A 20,203-nucleotide genomic window follows, 5' to 3' on the forward strand; every position below is an offset into this window, starting at 1 on the left:
TACACACCAGAAGACATGATGTAGCGAGATTAAAAATACAGGTTACACAGACAATAATCGGCGCTCTTACTTTTGCGTCCATTTCTTTTCTGGTGGCTGATAAGCATGAAAGAATGTTAATAACGCTTCAGGGCTGTCAGAAAAAAGTAGCATGTCCGCATAATCGCGACGTAAGAATCCTGCATCAACCATGCGGCTAATCATGTCTTGCAAGGGATCAAAATAACCGGCAATGTTCAGAAAAGCACAGGGTTTATCATGAATTCCAAGCTGTGCCCATGTCCATTGTTCGAATATTTCTTCAAATGTTCCCGCACCGCCGGGAAGTGCAATAAACGCATCAGACAGTTCTGCCATCTTGCTCTTGCGCTCATGCATATTTTCAACAACATGCAATTCTGTCAGCCCCTGATGCACAATTTCTTTTTCAACGAGCGCTCTGGGCATCACGCCGATCGCGGTGCCAGCGTGGGATAGCACGGAATTCGCAATCTCCCCCATCAGCCCAACTTTACCGCCACCATAGACAATCTCTACACCAGAATCGGCAAGGAAATGCCCCATCTGTTTAGTTTTCTCAATATAGATAGGTGAATTACCCGATGCCGAACCACAAAAAACGCCAACTCTCATCACAAGCTCCCTGTAACAAATTGTACTAACCATTCTACTACTACATACTAAAGACGATATTGCGTTATCGCATATAAGGCTATCGGACATCTGGAATCAACCAGTCACCACGCGACTCACTCACACCACGCCAGTATCCACACGCTTACCGATATCTTTGAGCTGCGAGTATTTTTCTAACAATCCGGGCGCATCGTCCAGACTCATTGCAAACATCCACATGTAGGTCATCACTGAATAGATATGCCCCGCATTGGTTCCACCGTTAAGCGCCATATACACAATCGTCAGTGAAAACAGGACGGCAGCAGCGGCACCGATAGCAAGGTAGCCTAATGCTTCACGATCCGACAGACGAATGCGCAGCCCAGCCAGCACGTGGTAATGCTTGGTCAGTGAAGCGGCGGTCGCGCTACTGACAAAGCCAACCTCTTTTTCCAGACGATTATTTAATTTACCGAACAGAACTTCATTCTTGCGAGTGTAACCCGGCAGAAAAAAAGCAAAAAACAGCAAAATTACGATGCAGGCAGCACCTGCCCAGAATTCAATCACCAGCAGCATCACCGCCGCACCGGTGATCGATGCCAGCGACGTGATCAGCACCGGGAGGTGAATTTCAAAAAAGTCGACGAATTCGCGTGAAAGCGCTACGCGCGCTGCGATGGTTGAGTGGTTATGGTTTTCTTTTCTCTGCGCCAGAATCACCGGTACGGCCAGTGCAGCATAAATACGGGTGAATGTGCGAGTATCCACACTGCGCCGCGCCGCACCAATCGCCCACATAATAAAGACCATCAGCGCATACAGCACCGCATGCCAGGGTTGAGCATTCAGAATGGCGTTAATGGCGAAGCCCGCCATCAGGGGATAAAGCAGATAAGTCACATTCTCCGCTACTACCAGCAGCAGAGTGAGAATCAGTTTTTTGCCATGCAGTTTGCCAAGTTTTTTAAGGGTGACAACGGCACTATGCGAAACCTTGACTGGTTCGCTGATATTATGGGTTTGCATGAGAATAGCATCTAACAGAGTTATACTTGAGCGGTTGCTCAAGTGCAAAAAATTGTATTTGAGCAACCGCTCAAAGTCAACGTGGGGACGGTAATGAAAGAGACGACGAAAGCGCTAAAAGACAAAATCCTTGATGGCGCAATCGAGCTGTTTATTGAGAAAGGTATAGAGAAAGTGACAACGCGCGAACTGGCGGAACACGTTGGTATTTCGCGCAGTCATCTTTACCACTACTTTCCTGACTGGCAGACATTATCCATTGAGGCGCTAACGGCGTTCATGCAGGCGGATTTGGAAGAGGTCGCGGCAGAAATCGCCACATTACCACCAAAAGAGAAGCTATATGAGTTGGTGAAGAATTACCTGCCGGATACCACTGACGTCATCTGGAATCTCTATGGATCACTATGGCAGTTGGCCGTTCACAATACCGCTTACGAAGAACTCGCCCATGTAATGACAGAGAAATGGTCTGCTTTACTGGAAGAGATTATTGCATCGGGCATCGCATCCGGCGCCTTTAAAAATACCGATACCCAGCGAGTTTCCCGCCAGCTAGATGCGCTGCTAAACGGCTACTCCGATCATCTGATTATTAACCCTACTCCCGCTGATTTTAAGCAAGCAATTGAAGATATTGAAGATTTTATAAAATGCGTGTTGTTAAGCGCATAAGCCACACGCCAAAAATAGCGATAACATCCTGAATTGCGATTAATGTGTAGTTCCCACATCCATTAATCGCGGATATTACATGCCATCTTTGACTGGACGGTGCTAATCAGATAGGCATGCTTCGTCAGCATTTCGAACTGGATAACATCATTTTCAGCCAGGATGGGAATCGCCTCATCGGGCGCATTATCATTGGTATTCTTACTCATCCCGATATTGTTCACCACCAGTCGATTCCCCTCCCACACGGAATCAAAGCTGAACGTGCGCCGAATCGTCAACGGTACGCCATCCTCGCCAATGTAAAGACCATTGACTAAAACCAGCGCTCTATTTTGTTTATTGAGATAAAAATAGACGTCATATTCCTTTCTAACCTTCTGATCTTCTTCGTAGAGCTTTACTTCGCCCTGACATATCAGCGGCTTTCTGTATAAATTGCTGGTTAAATAAAAAATAACCCCAAGAGAAAGTGAAATAAAAAGCACCAACATGGTGCAAAAAAATTTCTTTCTGACTTTAATTATTAACATAAGTGATACATCCATGCCCATCTTTATTGCAGGAAATAACGATTTCACTTTTCCGGTCCAACACTCCAGATATAACAATCTTTTTCGATAGGAAGAATAATGCGTTATCTGAGCACAGATTTTTATAGTCGGTCGGGAGAGGATAGCCCACACTGTTATATAAATAGAAAAGATCGCACTTCCCATTCATCTTTACATCAACAAGATGTCGATACGGAAAACGATTTACGCTCCCCAAAACGATCAGGAAAACCCCAACTATCATTATCCATATGAGAAGAAACCGGACATATTGCTGTTTTTTTACTGGCTCAGGTATGGCGTGATGTTTTATAGAAAATGGCTTTTCTTCTTCATAAACATCTTCTTTAACTTTCTCGTCTTCCCTTTGATTTAACGTTTCTTTTTCTCTCCCCTCTGACATCGGATAGGAAACAATACTCGCGGCGTTAAAAACAACTCCCAGTTTAGGGATAGTCACAATCGAGTCCGAAAGATCAAACTCACGCAACACCTTCCTGAGTAGAGAGAGATAATTGTTGAGATTATTGAGAGAAGGGCAAAGTGCATGCTTTTCCAGTGCCTCCTTTAACAAAAAATCACGGCTTAACGTTACCCCTTGATTCTCAATTAACAAACAGAGCAATCGTGAAATAGGAAAATTCACAGAGGTTGCTTCATTTTCACGTTCTATCCATGCCAGCGTTCCCTCTCCCTCGTTGAAAATGATTAAATCATTAATCAAATAAACCATTCGACCTTTTTCCATCAAGATTAGAGGCACTATTCATTTGTTACAGTAAGATTATAGATACGCTTTTTTATGGGCATAAAACCTACGGAATAGTCTGAAAAACCACAAAAACCAAACAAAAAAACGTTATCAACAAAAGATAAAATCAATTATATACATAGCCTTATCAAGGCTATCCTTGGCAAGGATAAAAATTTACCTATATATTGTCAAAGATTATTTAATTTTCATTTAATCATTGTATAAATAAAAAGACATTTCATTATTTTTATAAATAAAAAGATATCCAGCCTTATCAGCACCACAAGAAGAGGAATGACAAATAACACACTGAATTAAAATAACTTATCTAGAAAATGATATTTACATCACACCATTCGACATTGTCCACCACACGCAGCAACCAGAATAAAAACCTAAATAAACATAAATTTAAAACATTTAATCTAAATAAATGTAATTAAATTAATATATTTGACCATAAAACTACCTAGCACTACTATTTCACCAGATCCAGGGCAGCCGACTGGGCAAGTCAGCCAATATATTCACCATGTGAGTAAGGCTGCAAATCGTTAAGCAACCACAAAAGCAAAGGCACAACTCACCATGTAGGAATATGGCGAGTACTCATGATTCGCGTTCACGCTTTTAATAGAGTAACCAACAGAGAGAGCATCATATGAAATTATCAAAATTCACCCTGGCATCACTCATCTCCGTGATATTTTCTGTCGGTGCACAGGCAGCAGATTCACACAATGGATCGGTGACGTTTAAAGGAAAAATTATTGATACGCCTTGCTCGGTGTCTCCCGAAGATCTGCACCAAACTATCGATTTTGGTGAAATCAGTAAAACTGTATTGGAAAACGGTGGTACCTCAGAAATTAAGCCTTTTGATATCACATTAAAAGATTGCAGTTTGGACACAGCAACCAGCGCCAAAATTGTTTTCTCTGGCGGTGTTGCATCTGGCACCAATAATGAGCTGTTAGCGTTAAATGGCAGTGCCAGCGGTGCAGGTATTGCCGTAGAACGAGTCGGCGAAAAAATTAAATTCGACGGAACGACGCTGGCCGTAGCGGCCACGCCGTTATCAAATGGGGACAATATTTTCTCCTTCACCTCTTATGTCGAAAAACTGCCAACACCAGAGGCAGGCCAAGCCCCAGTAGTCACAACGGGTAGCTTCTCTAGCACAGCTAATTTTGTTGTTTCTTATCAATAAAAGGCAGCTATGCCAACAGCAGGTTTGAACGGGTATACCCAATAAAAAGGGGAGGATTCCTCCCCTATACCCTCTTTATTCCACACGTTATTGACGTGCGTGGATACCTACAACGCGGCATCTGCTTAAGCATATATTCCCTATGGCAATGAAAAATATTACGTTCAAAGAAAAAATAAAAACCATGTTAGCCCGCTATAGTATTTTTATTTTTTCTTTGGGCACGACATCGATCAGTGCAACGGAATTTAACGTCAATGTACTTGATGTCGACGATCGCAATGACATTGATCTTAGCCATTTTTCCGATCCCGAATATGTCACACCAGGTGCCTACCTTTTATCCCTAAAAGTAAACTCACGTGAAATACAGCAGCAGATAATAAACTATCTACCAGAAGGCAATAAGAGCGCCCGGCCTACAGCCTGCCTTCCACCTGAACTTGTCGATAAACTGGCACTCAAAAAAGAAGCTCGCGATAAAATCGAATCCTGGAATAACGGAACGTGCGTCGATCTAACCCCCATTGCCGGCGTCAAAGTCTCTAATCAAATAGGCATGGGAACGCTGAATATTACCATCCCCCAAGCGTGGTTGATGTACAGCGATCGCAACTGGGTTCCACCAGAACAATGGGACCACGGGATCGGCGGTGCGCTGCTGGACTATAACCTCGTTGGGAACATGCGTCGTGATACTAACGGCAGAGGCACATCGCACTATCTCAGTAGTTACGGCACAACCGGATTCAATCTGGGAGCCTGGCGCTACCGTGCCGATTATCGCTATTTTCTGCAAAAATCACGCAATTCGAATCGCGATAGCTTTTCGTGGGATCAGTTTTACGCCTACCGCCCGCTTCCCACCCTGTCAGCCGATCTCAAACTGGGTGAAATGTATTTCAGCAGTAATTTATTTGATAGCTACCGCTTTACCGGTGTGTCATTAGCCAATAACGACAATATGCTTCCCCCTTCTCTGCGTGGTTATGCGCCAGAAATTCGCGGTGTCGCCAAATCAAATGCGACGGTGACCGTGATGCAAAATGGCAGGCTGATCTATGAAACGACCGTGCCTGCGGGTCCTTTTGCGATTCAAGATATGAAAAATGGCGTCAGTGGTACGCTGGATGTCCGCGTAACAGAAGAAGATGGCACGGTAACCACGTTCCAGACCGAGTCGGCCAATCTGCCTTACCTGACACGACCAGGCCACGTCCAGTACAAACTCGCCGCGGGTAAACCGTCGAATACCAATCACCGCCTGCAAGGGCCTGCCTTTTCTGCCGCGGAAGCCTCATGGGGATTATCCAATGCCTGGTCGGTGTACGGCGGCACGATTTTGTCCGATAGCTATCAGTCTTGGTCGGCGGGCATCGGGAAAAATCTTTATCTCTTTGGCGCGCTGTCCGCTGACGTCACCCAGTCACGCGCAACACTACCGGCGCCATCCACGTCGCAAATGGGGCATGCTTTTTCACTTAACTGGTCTAAATATTTCAATTCGATCGATAGCCAAGTCAGCTTTGCGGGCTACCGCTTCTCAGAAAAAACCTACATGAGCATGGCGCAGTATCTCTACGCCCTGAATCTTGATAGCCGTTATCGCAATGAAAAAGAACGCTACACCATTACGGTCTCAAAAAACTTCGCGACACAAGAGACAGCCTCACTGCTGAGCGGACTATCAACTTACGTTACCTATACGCGCCAAACCTACTGGAATGAAGCCGAGCAGGATCGCTATGGGATTTCACTGAACAAATATTTTGATATCGGCGAGATTAAAGGTATTTCTGCGAATTTATCGGCCTATCGTACCGAATTCAACCAACGTACTGATGACAGTCTGTACCTCAGCTTTTCCATTCCCCTCAGGGAAAAGGATCGTCTGAGCTACAGCGTGGGGCACTATAACAACAGCAGTAATCAGACGCTGACTTACTCCAATAACGCCGATCCGAGCCGAACCTGGAACCTAAGCACCCGGCATGACAGCAGGGAGAACACGTACCTGAGCGGCAACTATACCCGTCTGGCACCAATGACCGATGCCTCCGTGGGTGTCGCCTGGCAGCAGGATCGTTATACCTATCTGAACGGTTCGCTACGCGGCGGTATCACCGCAACCCGCCACGGCGTTGCAGCACATCCGAAAGGCAACCAAGGTGGTACTCGCATTATGGTCGATACGGATCAGGCAGGCGTCGCATTCGCCGGCAGCCAAGTCGAGACTAACCGCTATGGCCTGGCTGTAATTGCTGGCAGCAGTAGCTACTACGATGTCTCGACCCGCATCGATATGCAGAAATTACCGCAAAACATCGAAGCGATGACGACCGTGGTTCAAGGAACCCTGACTGAAGGTGCAATTGGCTACCGCAAATTTGATGTGGTCAGCGGGGCAAAAATCATGGGACACATCATGCTGGCTGATGGCAAATATCCCCCCTTCGCGGCTCAGATAAAAAACAAGAAAGGCCGCGATATAGCCATGATCACCAACAGTGGACAGGCCTATATCACGGGCGTGTCGCCTGACGAAACGCTATCCGTTATCTGGGAGGGGAAGGCGCAGTGCTCCATCACCCTACCCGCTACCTTAAACCACCTTGATACATTGCTGCTGCCCTGCAAATAAGCGGCAAGAAATAGAAAATCCCGGAGAGTACGTATGAAATACCCATCTTATCGGCGAACAGCAGGAATCCTTATCGGCTGCCTGCTTTTGATACCCTCAGCCTATAGTGCGCTGAGCCTCGATCGCACCCGCGTTATTTTTAACGATGATGAACAGTCAGCAACGGTAATGCTGATGAACCAAAACGCGGAAAATCCGTTTCTGGCACAGTCTTGGCTGACGGACGAGCGACGCAATAAAGTAACAAGTCCGCTGATGGTGTTACCGCCATTGCAGCGCATCGAAGCAAAAGGATATAGCCTGATCCGTCTGGTTAAGACGGAACAAATCACACAGTTGCCAACCGATCGCGAATCGTTGTTTTATCTTAATGTACGGGAAATTCCGCCCAAAACGGAAAAGGCTAACGTATTGCAGATCGCCATTCAGTCTGAAATCAAGGTGTTCTTCCGCCCACGCGGTGTGAAACCCGCAAAAGATGAGATATGGCAGAAAAAACTGCTGATTAAAAAAACGGGCAACGTTTTTCAGGTGGAAAATCCGACCCCGTACTACATCACCGTAAGCAGCATCCTGAAGCAACCCAAAGTCGCCAATGCCAACCCTGCCAATCTGTTAAAAGGCAACGCCTTTATGGTGGCACCGCGCTCAACGCTGCCTGTTGAAATCAATGACGGCGCGATCAATCGCTTCTATCTGTACTACGTCAACGACTACGGCGGCCATGTTGCATTGCCTTTTACTTGCGCACAAAACCAGTGCCAGCCCATTACCGATGAATAAGCTACAGGGATATCCACCATGCATTGGTTAGCCATTCGTAAAAATCGCTATGTTGTCTTCTGTGCAGCACTTTGTCTCAGCTTAACGGCGTTTAACGCCAGTGCGCTGGAATGTCGATTGGGCACCGTGACGGGTCCGGTAGCAGACTATGAAGATATCGGTACGCTCAAGATCCCGGCGACATTACCGATCGGCAGCCGTCTCTGGACGTCGAAAAGCTATACCCGCAGTTTGGCCTGCTGGGCATATTATTCCGTCCGTCCGCAGGGTGAGATGTCCTATTTCTATCCCAATCCCGAAGGAAAGATCATCGGACAGGGCATCGGAATCGGTATCATCTATAACGGGCAAGATCTCGGCGTGATCACAAATGGCGGCTCCACCTCTTCCCGCGTGCCCACAGGACAGTGGGTCATCGCAGGCCCCAGCGGCTCAAGCCCGCCGGCCTCACCAACCATGCTAAATGTCACGGTACAGCTCTATCTCGAAAAAACGGGGAACATTACCGACACCACAGCAGGCGCGGACTCCCTGAGAGTCTTCCAGATTGATGGTGAAGGGGGCATCAATAATAAACCCGACAGTAACTATGGCTTGAGCCTGTCAGGGCTACACGGCATCGACATTATGCAGTGCGCCGCGACGATCAACGTTTCACCCGATAGCTATGTCGATTTTGGTACGGTCAGGGCGTGGTCAGGAACGGAGGCCGGTCCACTAGCACAGTCAGAATTTAACATTGATGTGTCCACCGACGGTGGCGAAGACTGCGGTAAGGGATTCGATCTGGACATCAATTTTGATGCCACTTCACGGGGGAATTCACTCGTCGGGATAGACGGCATGAATATGGGGAACGGCGCCACGCTGAAAATCGAAGATATGCGCAGCGGTAATAACGTGACGTTTAATCAGTTCATTACTCTGGTTGAAGGACTAACGACAGCAAGTGGCGTAGTTGAGCGACGCTATAAAGCCCAACTCTATGCCGCAGGCCCCGCAACCGTCGGCGATACCGAAAAAAATATTATTCTGCGATTTAATTATCACTAATCCGCGCGCCTGCATGAGATAGCAACGATGATAAAAAATGACAATACAGTACTAAGCATCACGTCTCGCCGCGTCCTGCTCACCGTAGCGGCCGGTATGATGACACTACAATCAAGTTCACCTCTTGCACAACAGCCCCCTCTTTTGAGCGATCGTGAAGTGACGTTCCGCGTCTCCGTCGTCAACGCAGCCTGTAATGTCAGTACGGAAAGCAAAGCGATTGTGGTGAACATGAGTGAAATCTCTGAGCGCTATTTAAAAATCAATAGCTACGGCAGTTGGCATGATTTCACGATTAACCTCACGGACTGCAATCTGGATACTTACCAAAACGTTACCGTCCGCTTTTCAGGGAAAGAAGAGCCGCTACTGCCCAAGCGTCTGGCGCTGGATACGCCATCCGGTGCCAAAGGTATCGCGATTGGCATTTATCATGCCAATCAACTGATCGGCATCAACAGCAGCACAGATAGCATTGTGCTGCAAAGTGGGGACAACGCCATTCCCTTTTCAGCCCGTATCGAAAAGATACGCGACGACCTGATTAAGTCCGGTGATTTTGTGGCAACGGCAAACTTCACGTTGAGCTATTTATAACGAACCTATTTACTCGCGGCTAAAAACCTGCGGAACTCTTTTCGAGAACAAGAAATACGGAATCCAGACGATAATGCCGACAACAACGCCAGAAAGCATACTCAATGCATTATCGTCCAGCGCGACACCAAACAGCAGTGAAGGCAATAACGTTAAGCAACATACGCAAACGGCATTAATGACATAGTAAGCGACCATTACCACCTTCGTCCGCCGCTTGCGGCGAAAAAACGTTAGCGCAGTAAAAATCGACATGCCGAATAAAGCAATTACGCAAAATATAGCGAACAGACTGTAATAACTAACAAATCCAGTTTTTTTGAAATGCGCCAGCACGACACTGACCAGTTCATACAGTGAGAACGGCGCCATAATGACAGAGAGAATAATTCCCAGCGCCGGAAGGTAGAGAATACCGTTAATCTTCTGCTGCTCTTTTCCTTCACACGCTGTACACAAGCCCGACTCTTTTTGCGCATCGTTCTCGCAGTTCAAGCACTTCATTTTTTAATCCCTGTAAAAATGTTCCAACAGGAAAAACACTTCCCCGCCTGAATATAATACGCAATTGTCTCCGATCCCCGAATCAATGTTAACCCCCTATTCCACTATCCATTCATGTAACCAATGCTTCAGGTGATGAAGGGAAACATTTCAACATCGCGGTAAAAGAAAAAGCGCCCGAGTCATTGAGACAACGGGCGCTACGATTATTCGCGATAGCAGGTCACCGAACCATCGGGCAAGTTACTTGCATCAATTTAGAGCAGCGGACTAGAACGCATAGTTAACGGTCATCGAGACGCTACGAGGCGCACCATACACGGCATAAGGTGCAAGGAAATCGCTGTACTCTTTATCAAACAGGTTGTTGATATTCGCCTGCACCGCCAGCTGCTTCGTTACCTGATAACGGCTAAACAGATTAACCAGCGCGTAGCTGCCCTGCTCGGCGCGCAGCGTAGTGTTTTGCGGGCCAGAGCCTTCTTGCCAGATACCATTTTGCCAGTTCACACCGCCGCCAACGGTTAAGTCCGGCAGCATTGGCAACTGATAGCGGGTAAACAGCTTAAGTGACGTACGCGGCAGATATGAGTTGATCGACTTACCATCTTTATCGTCGGCAACGAAGCGAGAGCCACCAAACGTCATTTGCAAGTTATCTGTCACCGCACCATTGACTTCAAACTCGATGCCTTTGCTCACCGTACCATCAACAGACCGGTAATAGGTTTCAGGTGCGCCAGAAGGGGGCAGTGCCTCTGCCAAGTTATCCTGTTCAATACGGAACACGGCAACTGAAGCAGTTAGACGGCTGTTGTACCAATCTCCTTTCAGACCTGCTTCATAGTTTTTACCCGTTACAGGAGCCAGATACGTGTTAGGCCCCTCTTTCTTTGTTTGCGGCTGGAAGATATCGGTGTAGCTGGCATACGTCGACCAGGTATCGTTAATGTCATAAACCAGACCGACATAAGGCGTCACCCGACTCTTACTGGTATCCCCCGTCGAACCGATGATGCTCCAGTCGGTATAACGCGCACCAGCGATTAAGTGCAGCGGATCGGCCAGAGAGAAACGCGCTGAGGTATAGAGCGATTTTTGGCGTAACGTAGAATGCTCATAATCCGCCCAGGCTCCCCATACCGGATCGGCAATATTGCCATTCCAGTTGTAGTAATTGCCCATATCTGCCGGACCGATCGTCGATTGGGAATTATAGAACTGGTTACGTTGTCGGCTGTAGCTGCCGCCTACCACCAGCTCATGCTGGCGTCCCAGTAACTCGAACGGGCCAGAGGCGTAGGTATCGATAGAATCGACCTTACGTGTTCCTTTATTCCATCCACCGTAAGCACCCACATTAGCCCCAAACGGATCAACAAGTATTCCGGTATCTTTATCCGGGAAACCATTGGCATACATCAGCTTGGAATCGAAGTTGGTTTCGGCATGCGTTCCGTTCATACGCAGTTGCCAGCCGTTATCAAAACGCTGAGTCAGATCGGCAAACACTTTTCTCGACGTTTTATCGGAGTAGCTCCAGTTTGGTGCAGTATTAAAGCTACGACCAAAATGTGTAGGGCTACCGTCAGTAAACCACGTCGGCAGCCCGCCCCAGGTTGGGCTGTCTGTATTACTTTCCTGATAATCATAACCCAGGGAGATCGTCGTCGAGTCGGTCACATCGGCATCGACCACACCGTAGAGGAATTTTTTTCGTTTATGATAACGATCGAGCCATGTGTCATTATCCTGATAGCCCGCGACGACTCGCCCGCGTACGTTGCCGGACTCCGTCAGCGGCGCAGACAGATCGGTCACCATACGCTGGTTATTCCATGAACCGTAACTGCCAGACACCGAACCTTTGAATTCACGGCTGTCCGCATGCTTACGCACCATGTTCACCGCAGCAGAAGGATTACCCGTTCCCGTCATCAGCCCTGTCGCGCCACGCACCACTTCAATACGGTCATAGATTGCCGTATCGGAACCTGAGTCACCAAAATCCCAGATATCATCCACTACGGTTGGAATACCGTCGAATAAGTAATTATTGATCAGAAAACCACGAGAATAGTAACTAGAGCGGTCGGAATCGATATTGTTGGCAAAGACTCCCGTCGTGTTTGCCATCACCTCACCAATCGTTTGCAAGTTCTGATCTTCGATACGCTGCTTACTGATGACACTCACCGACTGCGGAATATCACGCGGCGTCAACGTCATCTTAGTTCCAGCGTTAGTGACTTTCACGCTGTAATCCTGCGGGTCGCTAACTTCTGCGTTAGCGTTAGCATTCGCGCTGACGACAAGCGTATCACCGGAAGTTGGTTTTTCTTCGGTAGCGGCCTGAGCAGGCAGGAAAGAAGCGGAAATCAATAGGGCGAGAAGAGAGACTCCGAATGGTTTTACTCCGGCCAACGAAGAATCACAAACGCGCATTTTTCCGGCGCGAGTAACTCCAAAAGACATGGTATATCCTCGGTTAACTGATGGTAATGTTGGCGAGATGCTGAGGCGTTTTTTGTCAACATTTGCACAGAAAGGTAAATGATAACTATACGCATTATTAATACTTCAATAAAATGATTAATTTCATTAAAATACAAATAGATATAAAAGAACAAATCACCATATCGTTAACGCGGCATTGTTAAAAAAGAAACATTTGAGAGATTCATAACAGTCCACTCAGCCCAAGGACTGCCAGCGGCAACGCGACGCCTGCCATCAAGGTTTGAATCGCAATGATACCTGCCATCAATGGCGCATCACCGCCAAGCTGACGAGCCATAATGTAAGACGACGATGCCGTCGGCAGTGCCTGAAACAGCAGTGCAGCAACCGCCGCCGCACCAGACAGATTAAAGAGGTAGCAGGCGACAATCGTCACCAGCGGCATGGCAATGAATTTTGCACATGATGCAATCACTACCGGGCGCAACCAGCTACGAGCGGCGGAAAAATCCAGCGCCGCACCGACACACAACAACCCCAGCGGCAGTGACGCTTGCCCTAGCGATTTTAGAACCGGTTCAATCCCCGGCGGCAGACCTAAAGCGGCAATCTGCAAAGTAATGCCGATAGCGCAGGCCACCACCAACGGGTTCAACACCAACAATCGGGCAATATTCTTGAATGAAGGCGTCCCAGCATTGCCGTAGCGGGCGAAGACCAATACACAAAGAATATTGACCGTCGGCACAATCGCCGCATTCGCGACGGCAGCAAGCGCCACACCGTGTGCGCCAAATAACCCAGCGGCAGCAGACACGCCAACGTAGTTATTAAAACGGACGCCTCCCTGAAAGATTGAAGTAAACGCCGAATCATCAACGGGAAAGAAGCGGCGCACCGCAACCAGCACGACGGCCACCGCCAGCGTCGAGCACACCAGTGTCAGGATCATCGCCGTTATCGGCACGCCATCCAAACGCGCTGTCGCCAGTCCATGCAGAAACAGTGCAGGAAGCAGAATGTAATAACCCAGCTTTTCAGCCTGCGGCCAGAATGCCGCCGCCAAAAAAGCACGTTGGCGTAACCACGATCCCAGAATAATCAGCAGAGCAATCGGCAATAATGCCAACAGGAGAGAGACGATCATAGGCTGCCACGTAAGGGGGAAGACGGTGAAAGTGGGGAGAATTGCGAATGGAACACCATAGTTCAATACCTGAAAGTGACGAAACAGGTACTACCATAGCGGGACTTTCGATGAGAAAAAAACGAGATTAAATCAACATTAACTCAATTATTTCTCATGGATTGCAGCCTTACCCGCCTGCGTCCGTATAGCTTCGGCCAGCACCGTGGCAAAACGCCCCGCCGGGCGATCTTCTCGCTCCAGCAGCACAACACGCCGCTGTTGTTGGGGAGCCCCAAATGGGAGACAGGTCAGATTATCCAAACGCTCCCTCTCCCGTTCGGACAGCGGAATAACTGCCACGCCAAGCCCGCAGGTAACCATCTGGATAATGGCATCCTGACTGTCCAACTCCATATCGGTTTGTACCCGCAGTCGCTGACGACGCAGCTCACGATCGATGGTTCGCCCAGCCCAGGCGCGGCGATCGAAACGAATAAAGGGATAGTGCTGTAAGAGCGAGCTGGCATCCAGAGACGCCAGATCTGACGGCGCAATAATCCAGAATCCTTCCTGATACAGTGGCGTACTCACCAAACCGGTTGGATAGGGTTTTACCGGTTCGGTAGTCACGGCGGCATCCAGCTCCCCGGCGTCAATACGGATAGCCAGCTCCGCCGACATCCCAGAATTCACCTGAACACGCAAACGTGGATGAGCACGACGCAACGCAGCCAGTGCGGCGGGCAAAACGCCGGCCAGAGCAGTTTGGATCGCACCAACTCGCAGGCGTCCGGCTAGTTCACCGCCCTCGCCTAGCTCGGTGGCAATCGCGTCATATTGCGCAAGAATTTCCCGCGCTTGCTCCACCGCACGGAGTCCCGCTTCAGTCAGAACCGGAACGCGACGTGAGCGATCGAAAAGTGACGTATTGAAATCCTCCTCCAAAGCACGAACGTGCAGGCTAACGGCTGATTGCGTCAGGCATACCGCTTCAGCCGCACGGGAAAAAGATCCATACTGGGCAATCGCAACCAGCGTGCGTAAGGCTTTTAACGACATTCAGTCCACTCTCCGGCCTCTATATATGAACGGTAAAAAATGGTGCGCTATCGAGCGTTACACCAGAGCAATGCGATAGAAAGCCGTAACAATTCCATGGGGCAATAACAATGTCGTCTTTTTGCCTATGTTGCAACATACGTTATGTGATGGGGATCGGTCGGGAGAGGAGGTGCCAGCGAAGAAATAGTGCTACATTTCGCTGGCATAAACCGGGCGCTACAAGTGTGTTGCTAGAAAAAACGAGCAGTTGATTACAAAAGATGTGCTTCCGATACAACTTGAATTTTATTATAATTTGTTGAGTGTTTTCCCTGGTGAGGCAAACACATGTTTAGTTTATATTTTTTATCAAAAGACGTTCAAAAAATATCAGATGATGTGTTTATCATAGCGTGGCGCGACAACTTAATAACGAGTGAAATCCACTCTTGCTTAAATATATTTAATATGATAAAGAAATGCTGGGAATATAATTTAGCATGCTAATAATGAGGTTTTATTGTAATGAATCTGAATATTACTGGCACACCAGAGCAGGATGAAGAAGAATTTGTAATAGCAAGCCTGTGGAAACACAACGCACAGTATGACGCGGTTGATATTTCTCCCCTTTTTTTAAATTTCAAAGACGATGAAAATAATATCATCGCAGGATTAATATCCAGAACCTGGTGGGGAGCATTAGAAGTTCAATACCTTTGGGTTAGTGATAAGCATCGTAAAAGTGGTCTTGGTCGTCAACTTATGCAAGCTGCTGAAAAAGAAGCACTAAAACGAGACTGCCATCTAGCTTATGTAGACACATTCGACTTTCAAGCCAAAGGATTCTACGAAAAATTAGGATACAAAGAGTATGGTAATTTGCCGGGTTATGCACACAAGCATACTCGACACTATTTAGCTAAATTGATCCGTTGAATTAATCCCGACCTATAAGGAGGGCAGGATGCCATCATCACAAGAAAACATGACTGATTATATTCGCAATCTGATTATTATGATGGAGTGTTTAAATGAACCATGGGGTATTAAAGATTTATCATCACGCCATGTTTACATGAATAAAGCCGCTTACCTTTATACCAATACGCCAATACGTTTTGATATTGAAGGGCGATTAGATGATGAATTTCCTGCCAGCTGGGCGGAACTTTCTGACGATTTAAAAGAACATGACCGGTTAACAGAAAATAGCGAGCAACGCGTAACCGTGATCGAAACACACTATTGGTATGGAAAGAAAACGCTAACTCCTTTTGTCAGCGAAAAGATTCCTATCTTTGATGAAAATAAAGTGTGCATTGGTACGATGTGGAACGCCAGAGCTCTGGATACGCGTTCTCCGCTCATTTATATAGACCAAAAAAAGCCGACTACGTTGCAAACTGAGTTAACTACCAGCATTTTCACCCAGTCAGAACTTGACACTATATTCTTGATGTTACAACGTTTTTCAAACAAGGAAATTGCAAGAAAAATGAATGTATCGCCTAAAACCATCGAGAACAGAATATATAGTATTTACCAAAAAGCGGAGACTCATTCATTACCTCAATTTGAGGAATTTTGTCGTCACCTTGGGATAGATGGTTATATTCCCAATTCCCTCATCGAAAAAGGCATTCAATTTATATAAGCGAATATACCCACATGGAAAAAATAGATGATTATCCGGTCAGTCGCGTTCCGCTAAATGTTCGACTGCCTTTTTTAAATGTCGCTTTAGTGCACATCGGGATGTTAACCGCGCTAGACCAATTTATGCTAGGCGCAGTGCTCGGCCATTCAATGACGCTAAGCCAGGCATTTATCGCCATCTTTATTGGCAGCGCCATTTTTGGCGTAGTGACCGTGGGATTAGGCTATGCAGGGATGAAAGAAGGCATGTCCGGCAGTCTTCTGGCACGCTGGTGCGGTTTCGGCCGTATTGGATCAGTCCTGATTGGATTGGTTATCGCCATTAGCCTTATTGGCTGGTTTGGTGTCCAAAATGCCGTATTCGCCAAAGCACTCAACTTCGCAATGGAAAACAAACTCGGCTTTGGCTGGTCTGCTGCCCTTTCCGGCATTGCGCTGACACTGCTGGTTGCCTTTGGCTTCAGAGCATTACGCTTCACCGCTAAAATTGCCGTACCGATGTTTGTTCTCGTCGTCGGCTATATTTCGATCATGACGCTCTCCGGCCACAATATTGCTGAACTGCTTGCCTCAGCCCCCAACGGCGAGGTTATTTCCATTAGCGCAGGCGCGACGATGGTGGTAGGCGGCTGTATTGTCGCCAGCTTAATTACCCCAGATATGACGCGTTATTCCCAAAAAGGAAAACACGTTTTCTGGATGACAATGCTGTCGATTATCGTCGGGGAATTTATTGTGAATGGCCTTGCCATCATTATTGCCCGCGCACTCAATACCGCAGACGTCGTAACGATCATGTCCCAGGCTGCGGGCGGACTTGGGCTCATTGCCGTTATATTTTCGACATTGAGGGTGAATGATATCAATCTTTATTCTTCCTCTTTAGGCATCGCCAATGCGATAGAAGGCGTAACGGGGAAAAAACTGCGTTATGTATCAATAACACTGGTGATTGGCCTCATCGGTACCGCGCTATCCGTGGCTGGTATTTTGGACCGCTTTATCGATTTCCTGACGCTATTGGGCGTATTATTCCCACCAATTATCGGCGTGATGCTGGTTGATTATTATATTCTACGCACTCACAGAACGCTGCTCGACACCAGTCGTGCTGAAGGCCAATTACCTGACAGCACGCAAACGCCACTGATTGGCTGGCCAGCAATTATCGCCAGCGTTGTTGGAGCCATCGTCGGATTAGCCTTTGAGTGGGGTGTACCTGCCTTTAATTCGTTACTGGCTGCCAGCTTGCTTTATTGGTTAATAAAGCACTACACCAACAATCACATTATTTTAGGAAACCAGGACATAACCAAAACTTAAAATGAAATAGTTAACACGGTAAAATTAACCTATACTCCAATCGACCTCTTTCTACAGAGGTCGATATATTTTCACTTAAGCAAAATAGCTCCTGAATAATTCCAACTGAATGGGCATTCACGCACAGGCAGTTTGAAGTATGACGGGTATAGGCCATGATGGCCTTGGGATGAAGTCTTATATATTAACGAGGAATCTATTCTCGCGAAATAATAAGTCTAATTAGCAATATTCATGCTAGGAAAAGGATTTATGCCAAAAATAAAAACACGTCTCACGCCCCTAAACTGTCTACTCGTTTTAAGTGGCGCATTAATGGTCAATACGGCAAACGCCGCTGAGGCTTGTGTCGCAGGCAGTTGGCAGGTGGATAATTCCATCACTGATATGCCTTCCGTGAAATACCAAACGGAGCACTTTGCCTTCCGCTGGAATAATAACGACGTTAACCGTAATGATGCGGTTGCCGCAGGGCAGAAACTGGAACAAATTTGGGATAAGTTCATTAACCAAATTCAGTATCCCGAACCTTACTGCAAACAAACCGTGAAATATAAAGCCAATATCCACATCGATCCCACTTTTGGCCTCAGCGGCGGTATTGCTGGCGGTGGCAGTATGGGGATGTGGATCGGGCCAGCCTCACTCAAGGATAACTGGGGGCTGGCGCACGAATTTACCCATGCACTGCAAGGGCAAACTGGCGGTTTTCAGAGCACGGGAGATAACTACGTGGGCTGGATTTGGGAATCCCACGCGAACTGGATGACGCACCAGATGGATGAATTCCGCGGTACGTCAGCACACTGTTCAGAAATGCAGGTCAACTATTCGCATATTTATTTGGGTTCAACGCGTAACCGCTACTGCAACTGGCAGTTTATGGAATACCTGAAGAACCGTTTTGGTTATGGTGCTATCAACGATATGTGGGCAAAAGCGCCGAAATGGGGCGAAAGCGGCCAGTCTACCGCCGATCCGCTATCCGTTTTGCGCACCAACATGGGCTGGAGCCAGTCTGAATTCAACGACGTCTTCGGCGACTGGGCGATGCACAACGTCAACTGGGATTACATCGATCCCGATGGTTTCGATCGTGGTCGTTTCTATCGTTCAACCTATGGCGGCTATGGTGCGGTACAACCTAACCAGAGTAACGCCGACCGTCTGTTGAGAACCACAGCGCTTGAGCCGGTGGTCGGTGCCAGCGCCAGCCTCAGACGTTTCTCTGTACCGTTCGATCAGGCTCCGCAGCAGTTGGGCTACAACATCGTCCGATTAATCCCTGAAAATGGTGCGACGAAAATCACCGTCAAATTCCGTGGCATGGTGCAAAGTAAATCGGCCATTACCCGCTTCCCTGGACTGAAAAACGATCCGGCAACCATGCCGCAGCCTAATTCAGACTGGCGCTGGGGTCTTGTTGCGATTGGCGCAGACGGTGTTTCACGTTATAGCGAATTGCAGCGCGGTGCATCGGCAACGGTGAAAAATTTCACTATTCGACAGGACGATCGCGGCATTTACATGGTCGTGATGGGCACACCGTCGCAAATGCAGAAGATCAAGTGGGATCAGGCTTACTACTCCCTTTACCGCTATCCGTGGATGGCTGATTTCACTGGCGTTTGGCCAGAGGGCAGCCAGCCCGGTGCGCCAAATCCAACCGCTAACGGCTCTCGCCATCCAAACGGCGGCGGCTGGGTGTCTAATTCCGCGAATGTCGCCCCTACCGCATACGTCGGGCCTTACGCTCGCGTCATCGGTGGTACGGTGAGGGATAACGCCAGAATTGAAGATCGTGCAACGATTCTGAGCGGAACAGTAGAAGGGCGTGCCGTTGTGAGCGGCCTCACCGTTATGCAGGGCGATACTGTCGTACGTGATAACGCGCGGCTACATACGGTCTTCATGGGGCCGGGAGCCTATGAACGCGGTATTGTGTTATCAGGCAATGCGCAAATGCGCGGGGATGCAGAAATTCGCGGCGTTTCCGCGTCGCAGGGCGTGTTCTATGGCTTTATTGATGAGAATGAAGTCAAAAGCAGCGCAGCCGGTGCTTACTTGACCGAGGCCGTGCCAGAAGTGACAGCGGTTCCGGTCTACAGTACGAAGTAATATCACGATGAAAATGGGAACGGACTGAGAACCACGTTACGTTGATTCTCAAAAT

At 47.8% G+C, this 20,203-nt stretch carries 18 protein-coding genes; 10 read left to right on the forward strand and 8 right to left on the reverse strand.

Going from position 1 to position 20,203, the window contains the following annotated elements:
- Positions 1-66: 66 nt before the first annotated feature.
- Entirely contained in the window at positions 67-636 is a 570-nt protein-coding gene (locus A6301_RS12110) for a TIGR00730 family Rossman fold protein (protein WP_234257858.1), read from the reverse strand.
- A gap of 117 nt (positions 637-753) precedes the next feature.
- Positions 754-1,647, reverse strand: coding sequence for an ABC transporter six-transmembrane domain-containing protein (locus A6301_RS12115; protein ID WP_234257860.1), 894 nt, complete (start codon positions 1,645-1,647; stop codon positions 754-756).
- A gap of 93 nt (positions 1,648-1,740) precedes the next feature.
- Between A6301_RS12115 and A6301_RS12120 the strand changes: the two genes are divergently transcribed.
- Positions 1,741-2,322: a TetR/AcrR family transcriptional regulator gene (locus A6301_RS12120; protein ID WP_234257902.1), complete on the forward strand. Its 582-nt coding sequence runs from the start codon at positions 1,741-1,743 to the stop codon at positions 2,320-2,322.
- Positions 2,323-2,384: 62 nt separating this feature from the next.
- Here the strand turns inward: A6301_RS12120 and A6301_RS12125 are convergent, their stop codons facing one another.
- Positions 2,385-2,855: a FidL gene (locus A6301_RS12125; protein WP_205541305.1), complete on the reverse strand. Its 471-nt coding sequence runs from the start codon at positions 2,853-2,855 to the stop codon at positions 2,385-2,387.
- Positions 2,842-3,609 carry a winged helix-turn-helix domain-containing protein gene (locus A6301_RS12130; RefSeq protein ID WP_205541303.1) on the reverse strand — a complete coding sequence of 256 codons (768 nt, stop codon included), beginning with the start codon at positions 3,607-3,609 and terminating at the stop codon, positions 2,842-2,844. The genes A6301_RS12125 and A6301_RS12130 overlap by 14 nt, the downstream gene beginning before the upstream one ends.
- 682 nt (positions 3,610-4,291) lie before the next feature.
- Between A6301_RS12130 and A6301_RS12135 the strand changes: the two genes are divergently transcribed.
- From A6301_RS12135 to A6301_RS12155, 5 genes are all read left to right on the forward strand, one after another.
- On the forward strand, positions 4,292-4,840 hold the full coding sequence (locus A6301_RS12135) for a fimbrial protein (protein ID WP_107168186.1): 549 nt from the start codon (positions 4,292-4,294) through the stop codon (positions 4,838-4,840).
- A gap of 142 nt (positions 4,841-4,982) precedes the next feature.
- Positions 4,983-7,481 (forward strand): fimbria/pilus outer membrane usher protein, encoded by a 2,499-nt coding sequence (locus A6301_RS12140; RefSeq protein ID WP_234257861.1) that lies wholly within the window; start codon positions 4,983-4,985, stop codon positions 7,479-7,481.
- 33 nt (positions 7,482-7,514) lie between these two features.
- Positions 7,515-8,264 carry a molecular chaperone gene (locus A6301_RS12145; protein ID WP_234257862.1) on the forward strand — a complete coding sequence of 250 codons (750 nt, stop codon included), beginning with the start codon at positions 7,515-7,517 and terminating at the stop codon, positions 8,262-8,264.
- Between the two features lie 18 nt (positions 8,265-8,282).
- Positions 8,283-9,317: a hypothetical protein gene (locus A6301_RS12150; protein ID WP_234257863.1), complete on the forward strand. Its 1,035-nt coding sequence runs from the start codon at positions 8,283-8,285 to the stop codon at positions 9,315-9,317.
- Positions 9,318-9,413: 96 nt separating this feature from the next.
- Positions 9,414-9,914: a fimbrial protein gene (locus A6301_RS12155; protein ID WP_234257864.1), complete on the forward strand. Its 501-nt coding sequence runs from the start codon at positions 9,414-9,416 to the stop codon at positions 9,912-9,914.
- Between the two features lie 9 nt (positions 9,915-9,923).
- Here the strand turns inward: A6301_RS12155 and A6301_RS12160 are convergent, their stop codons facing one another.
- From A6301_RS12160 to A6301_RS12175, 4 genes are all read right to left on the reverse strand, one after another.
- Positions 9,924-10,418 carry a DUF2569 domain-containing protein gene (locus A6301_RS12160; protein WP_107168191.1) on the reverse strand — a complete coding sequence of 165 codons (495 nt, stop codon included), beginning with the start codon at positions 10,416-10,418 and terminating at the stop codon, positions 9,924-9,926.
- Between the two features lie 270 nt (positions 10,419-10,688).
- Entirely contained in the window at positions 10,689-12,893 is a 2,205-nt protein-coding gene (gene fhuE, locus A6301_RS12165; protein WP_234257865.1) for a ferric-rhodotorulic acid/ferric-coprogen receptor FhuE, read from the reverse strand.
- A gap of 205 nt (positions 12,894-13,098) precedes the next feature.
- The gene (locus A6301_RS12170; protein ID WP_234257866.1) at positions 13,099-14,025 is read right to left on the reverse strand and encodes an AEC family transporter; all 927 of its coding nucleotides are present in this window, start codon (positions 14,023-14,025) and stop codon (positions 13,099-13,101) included.
- Positions 14,026-14,172: 147 nt separating this feature from the next.
- Positions 14,173-15,066: a LysR family transcriptional regulator gene (locus A6301_RS12175; protein WP_234257867.1), complete on the reverse strand. Its 894-nt coding sequence runs from the start codon at positions 15,064-15,066 to the stop codon at positions 14,173-14,175.
- Positions 15,067-15,573: 507 nt separating this feature from the next.
- Here A6301_RS12175 and A6301_RS12180 point away from each other — a divergent pair.
- The 4 genes from A6301_RS12180 (at position 15,574) to A6301_RS12195 (ending at position 20,148) form a co-directional block, all read left to right on the forward strand.
- On the forward strand, positions 15,574-15,987 hold the full coding sequence (locus A6301_RS12180) for an N-acetyltransferase (RefSeq protein ID WP_215482782.1): 414 nt from the start codon (positions 15,574-15,576) through the stop codon (positions 15,985-15,987).
- Between the two features lie 28 nt (positions 15,988-16,015).
- Complete coding sequence (locus A6301_RS12185; RefSeq protein WP_234257868.1) at positions 16,016-16,705, forward strand: LuxR C-terminal-related transcriptional regulator; 690 nt, start codon at positions 16,016-16,018, stop codon at positions 16,703-16,705.
- Between the two features lie 14 nt (positions 16,706-16,719).
- Positions 16,720-18,030: a cytosine permease gene (locus tag A6301_RS12190; RefSeq protein WP_107168196.1), complete on the forward strand. Its 1,311-nt coding sequence runs from the start codon at positions 16,720-16,722 to the stop codon at positions 18,028-18,030.
- A 252-nt stretch (positions 18,031-18,282) separates the two neighbouring features.
- Positions 18,283-20,148 (forward strand): Svx/AvrXca family virulence/avirulence protein, encoded by a 1,866-nt coding sequence (locus tag A6301_RS12195; protein ID WP_234257870.1) that lies wholly within the window; start codon positions 18,283-18,285, stop codon positions 20,146-20,148.
- Positions 20,149-20,203: the final 55 nt, after the last annotated feature.

The organism is Pectobacterium sp. IFB5596 (assembly GCF_021432585.1).
GTDB lineage: Bacteria > Pseudomonadota > Gammaproteobacteria > Enterobacterales > Enterobacteriaceae > Pectobacterium > Pectobacterium punjabense.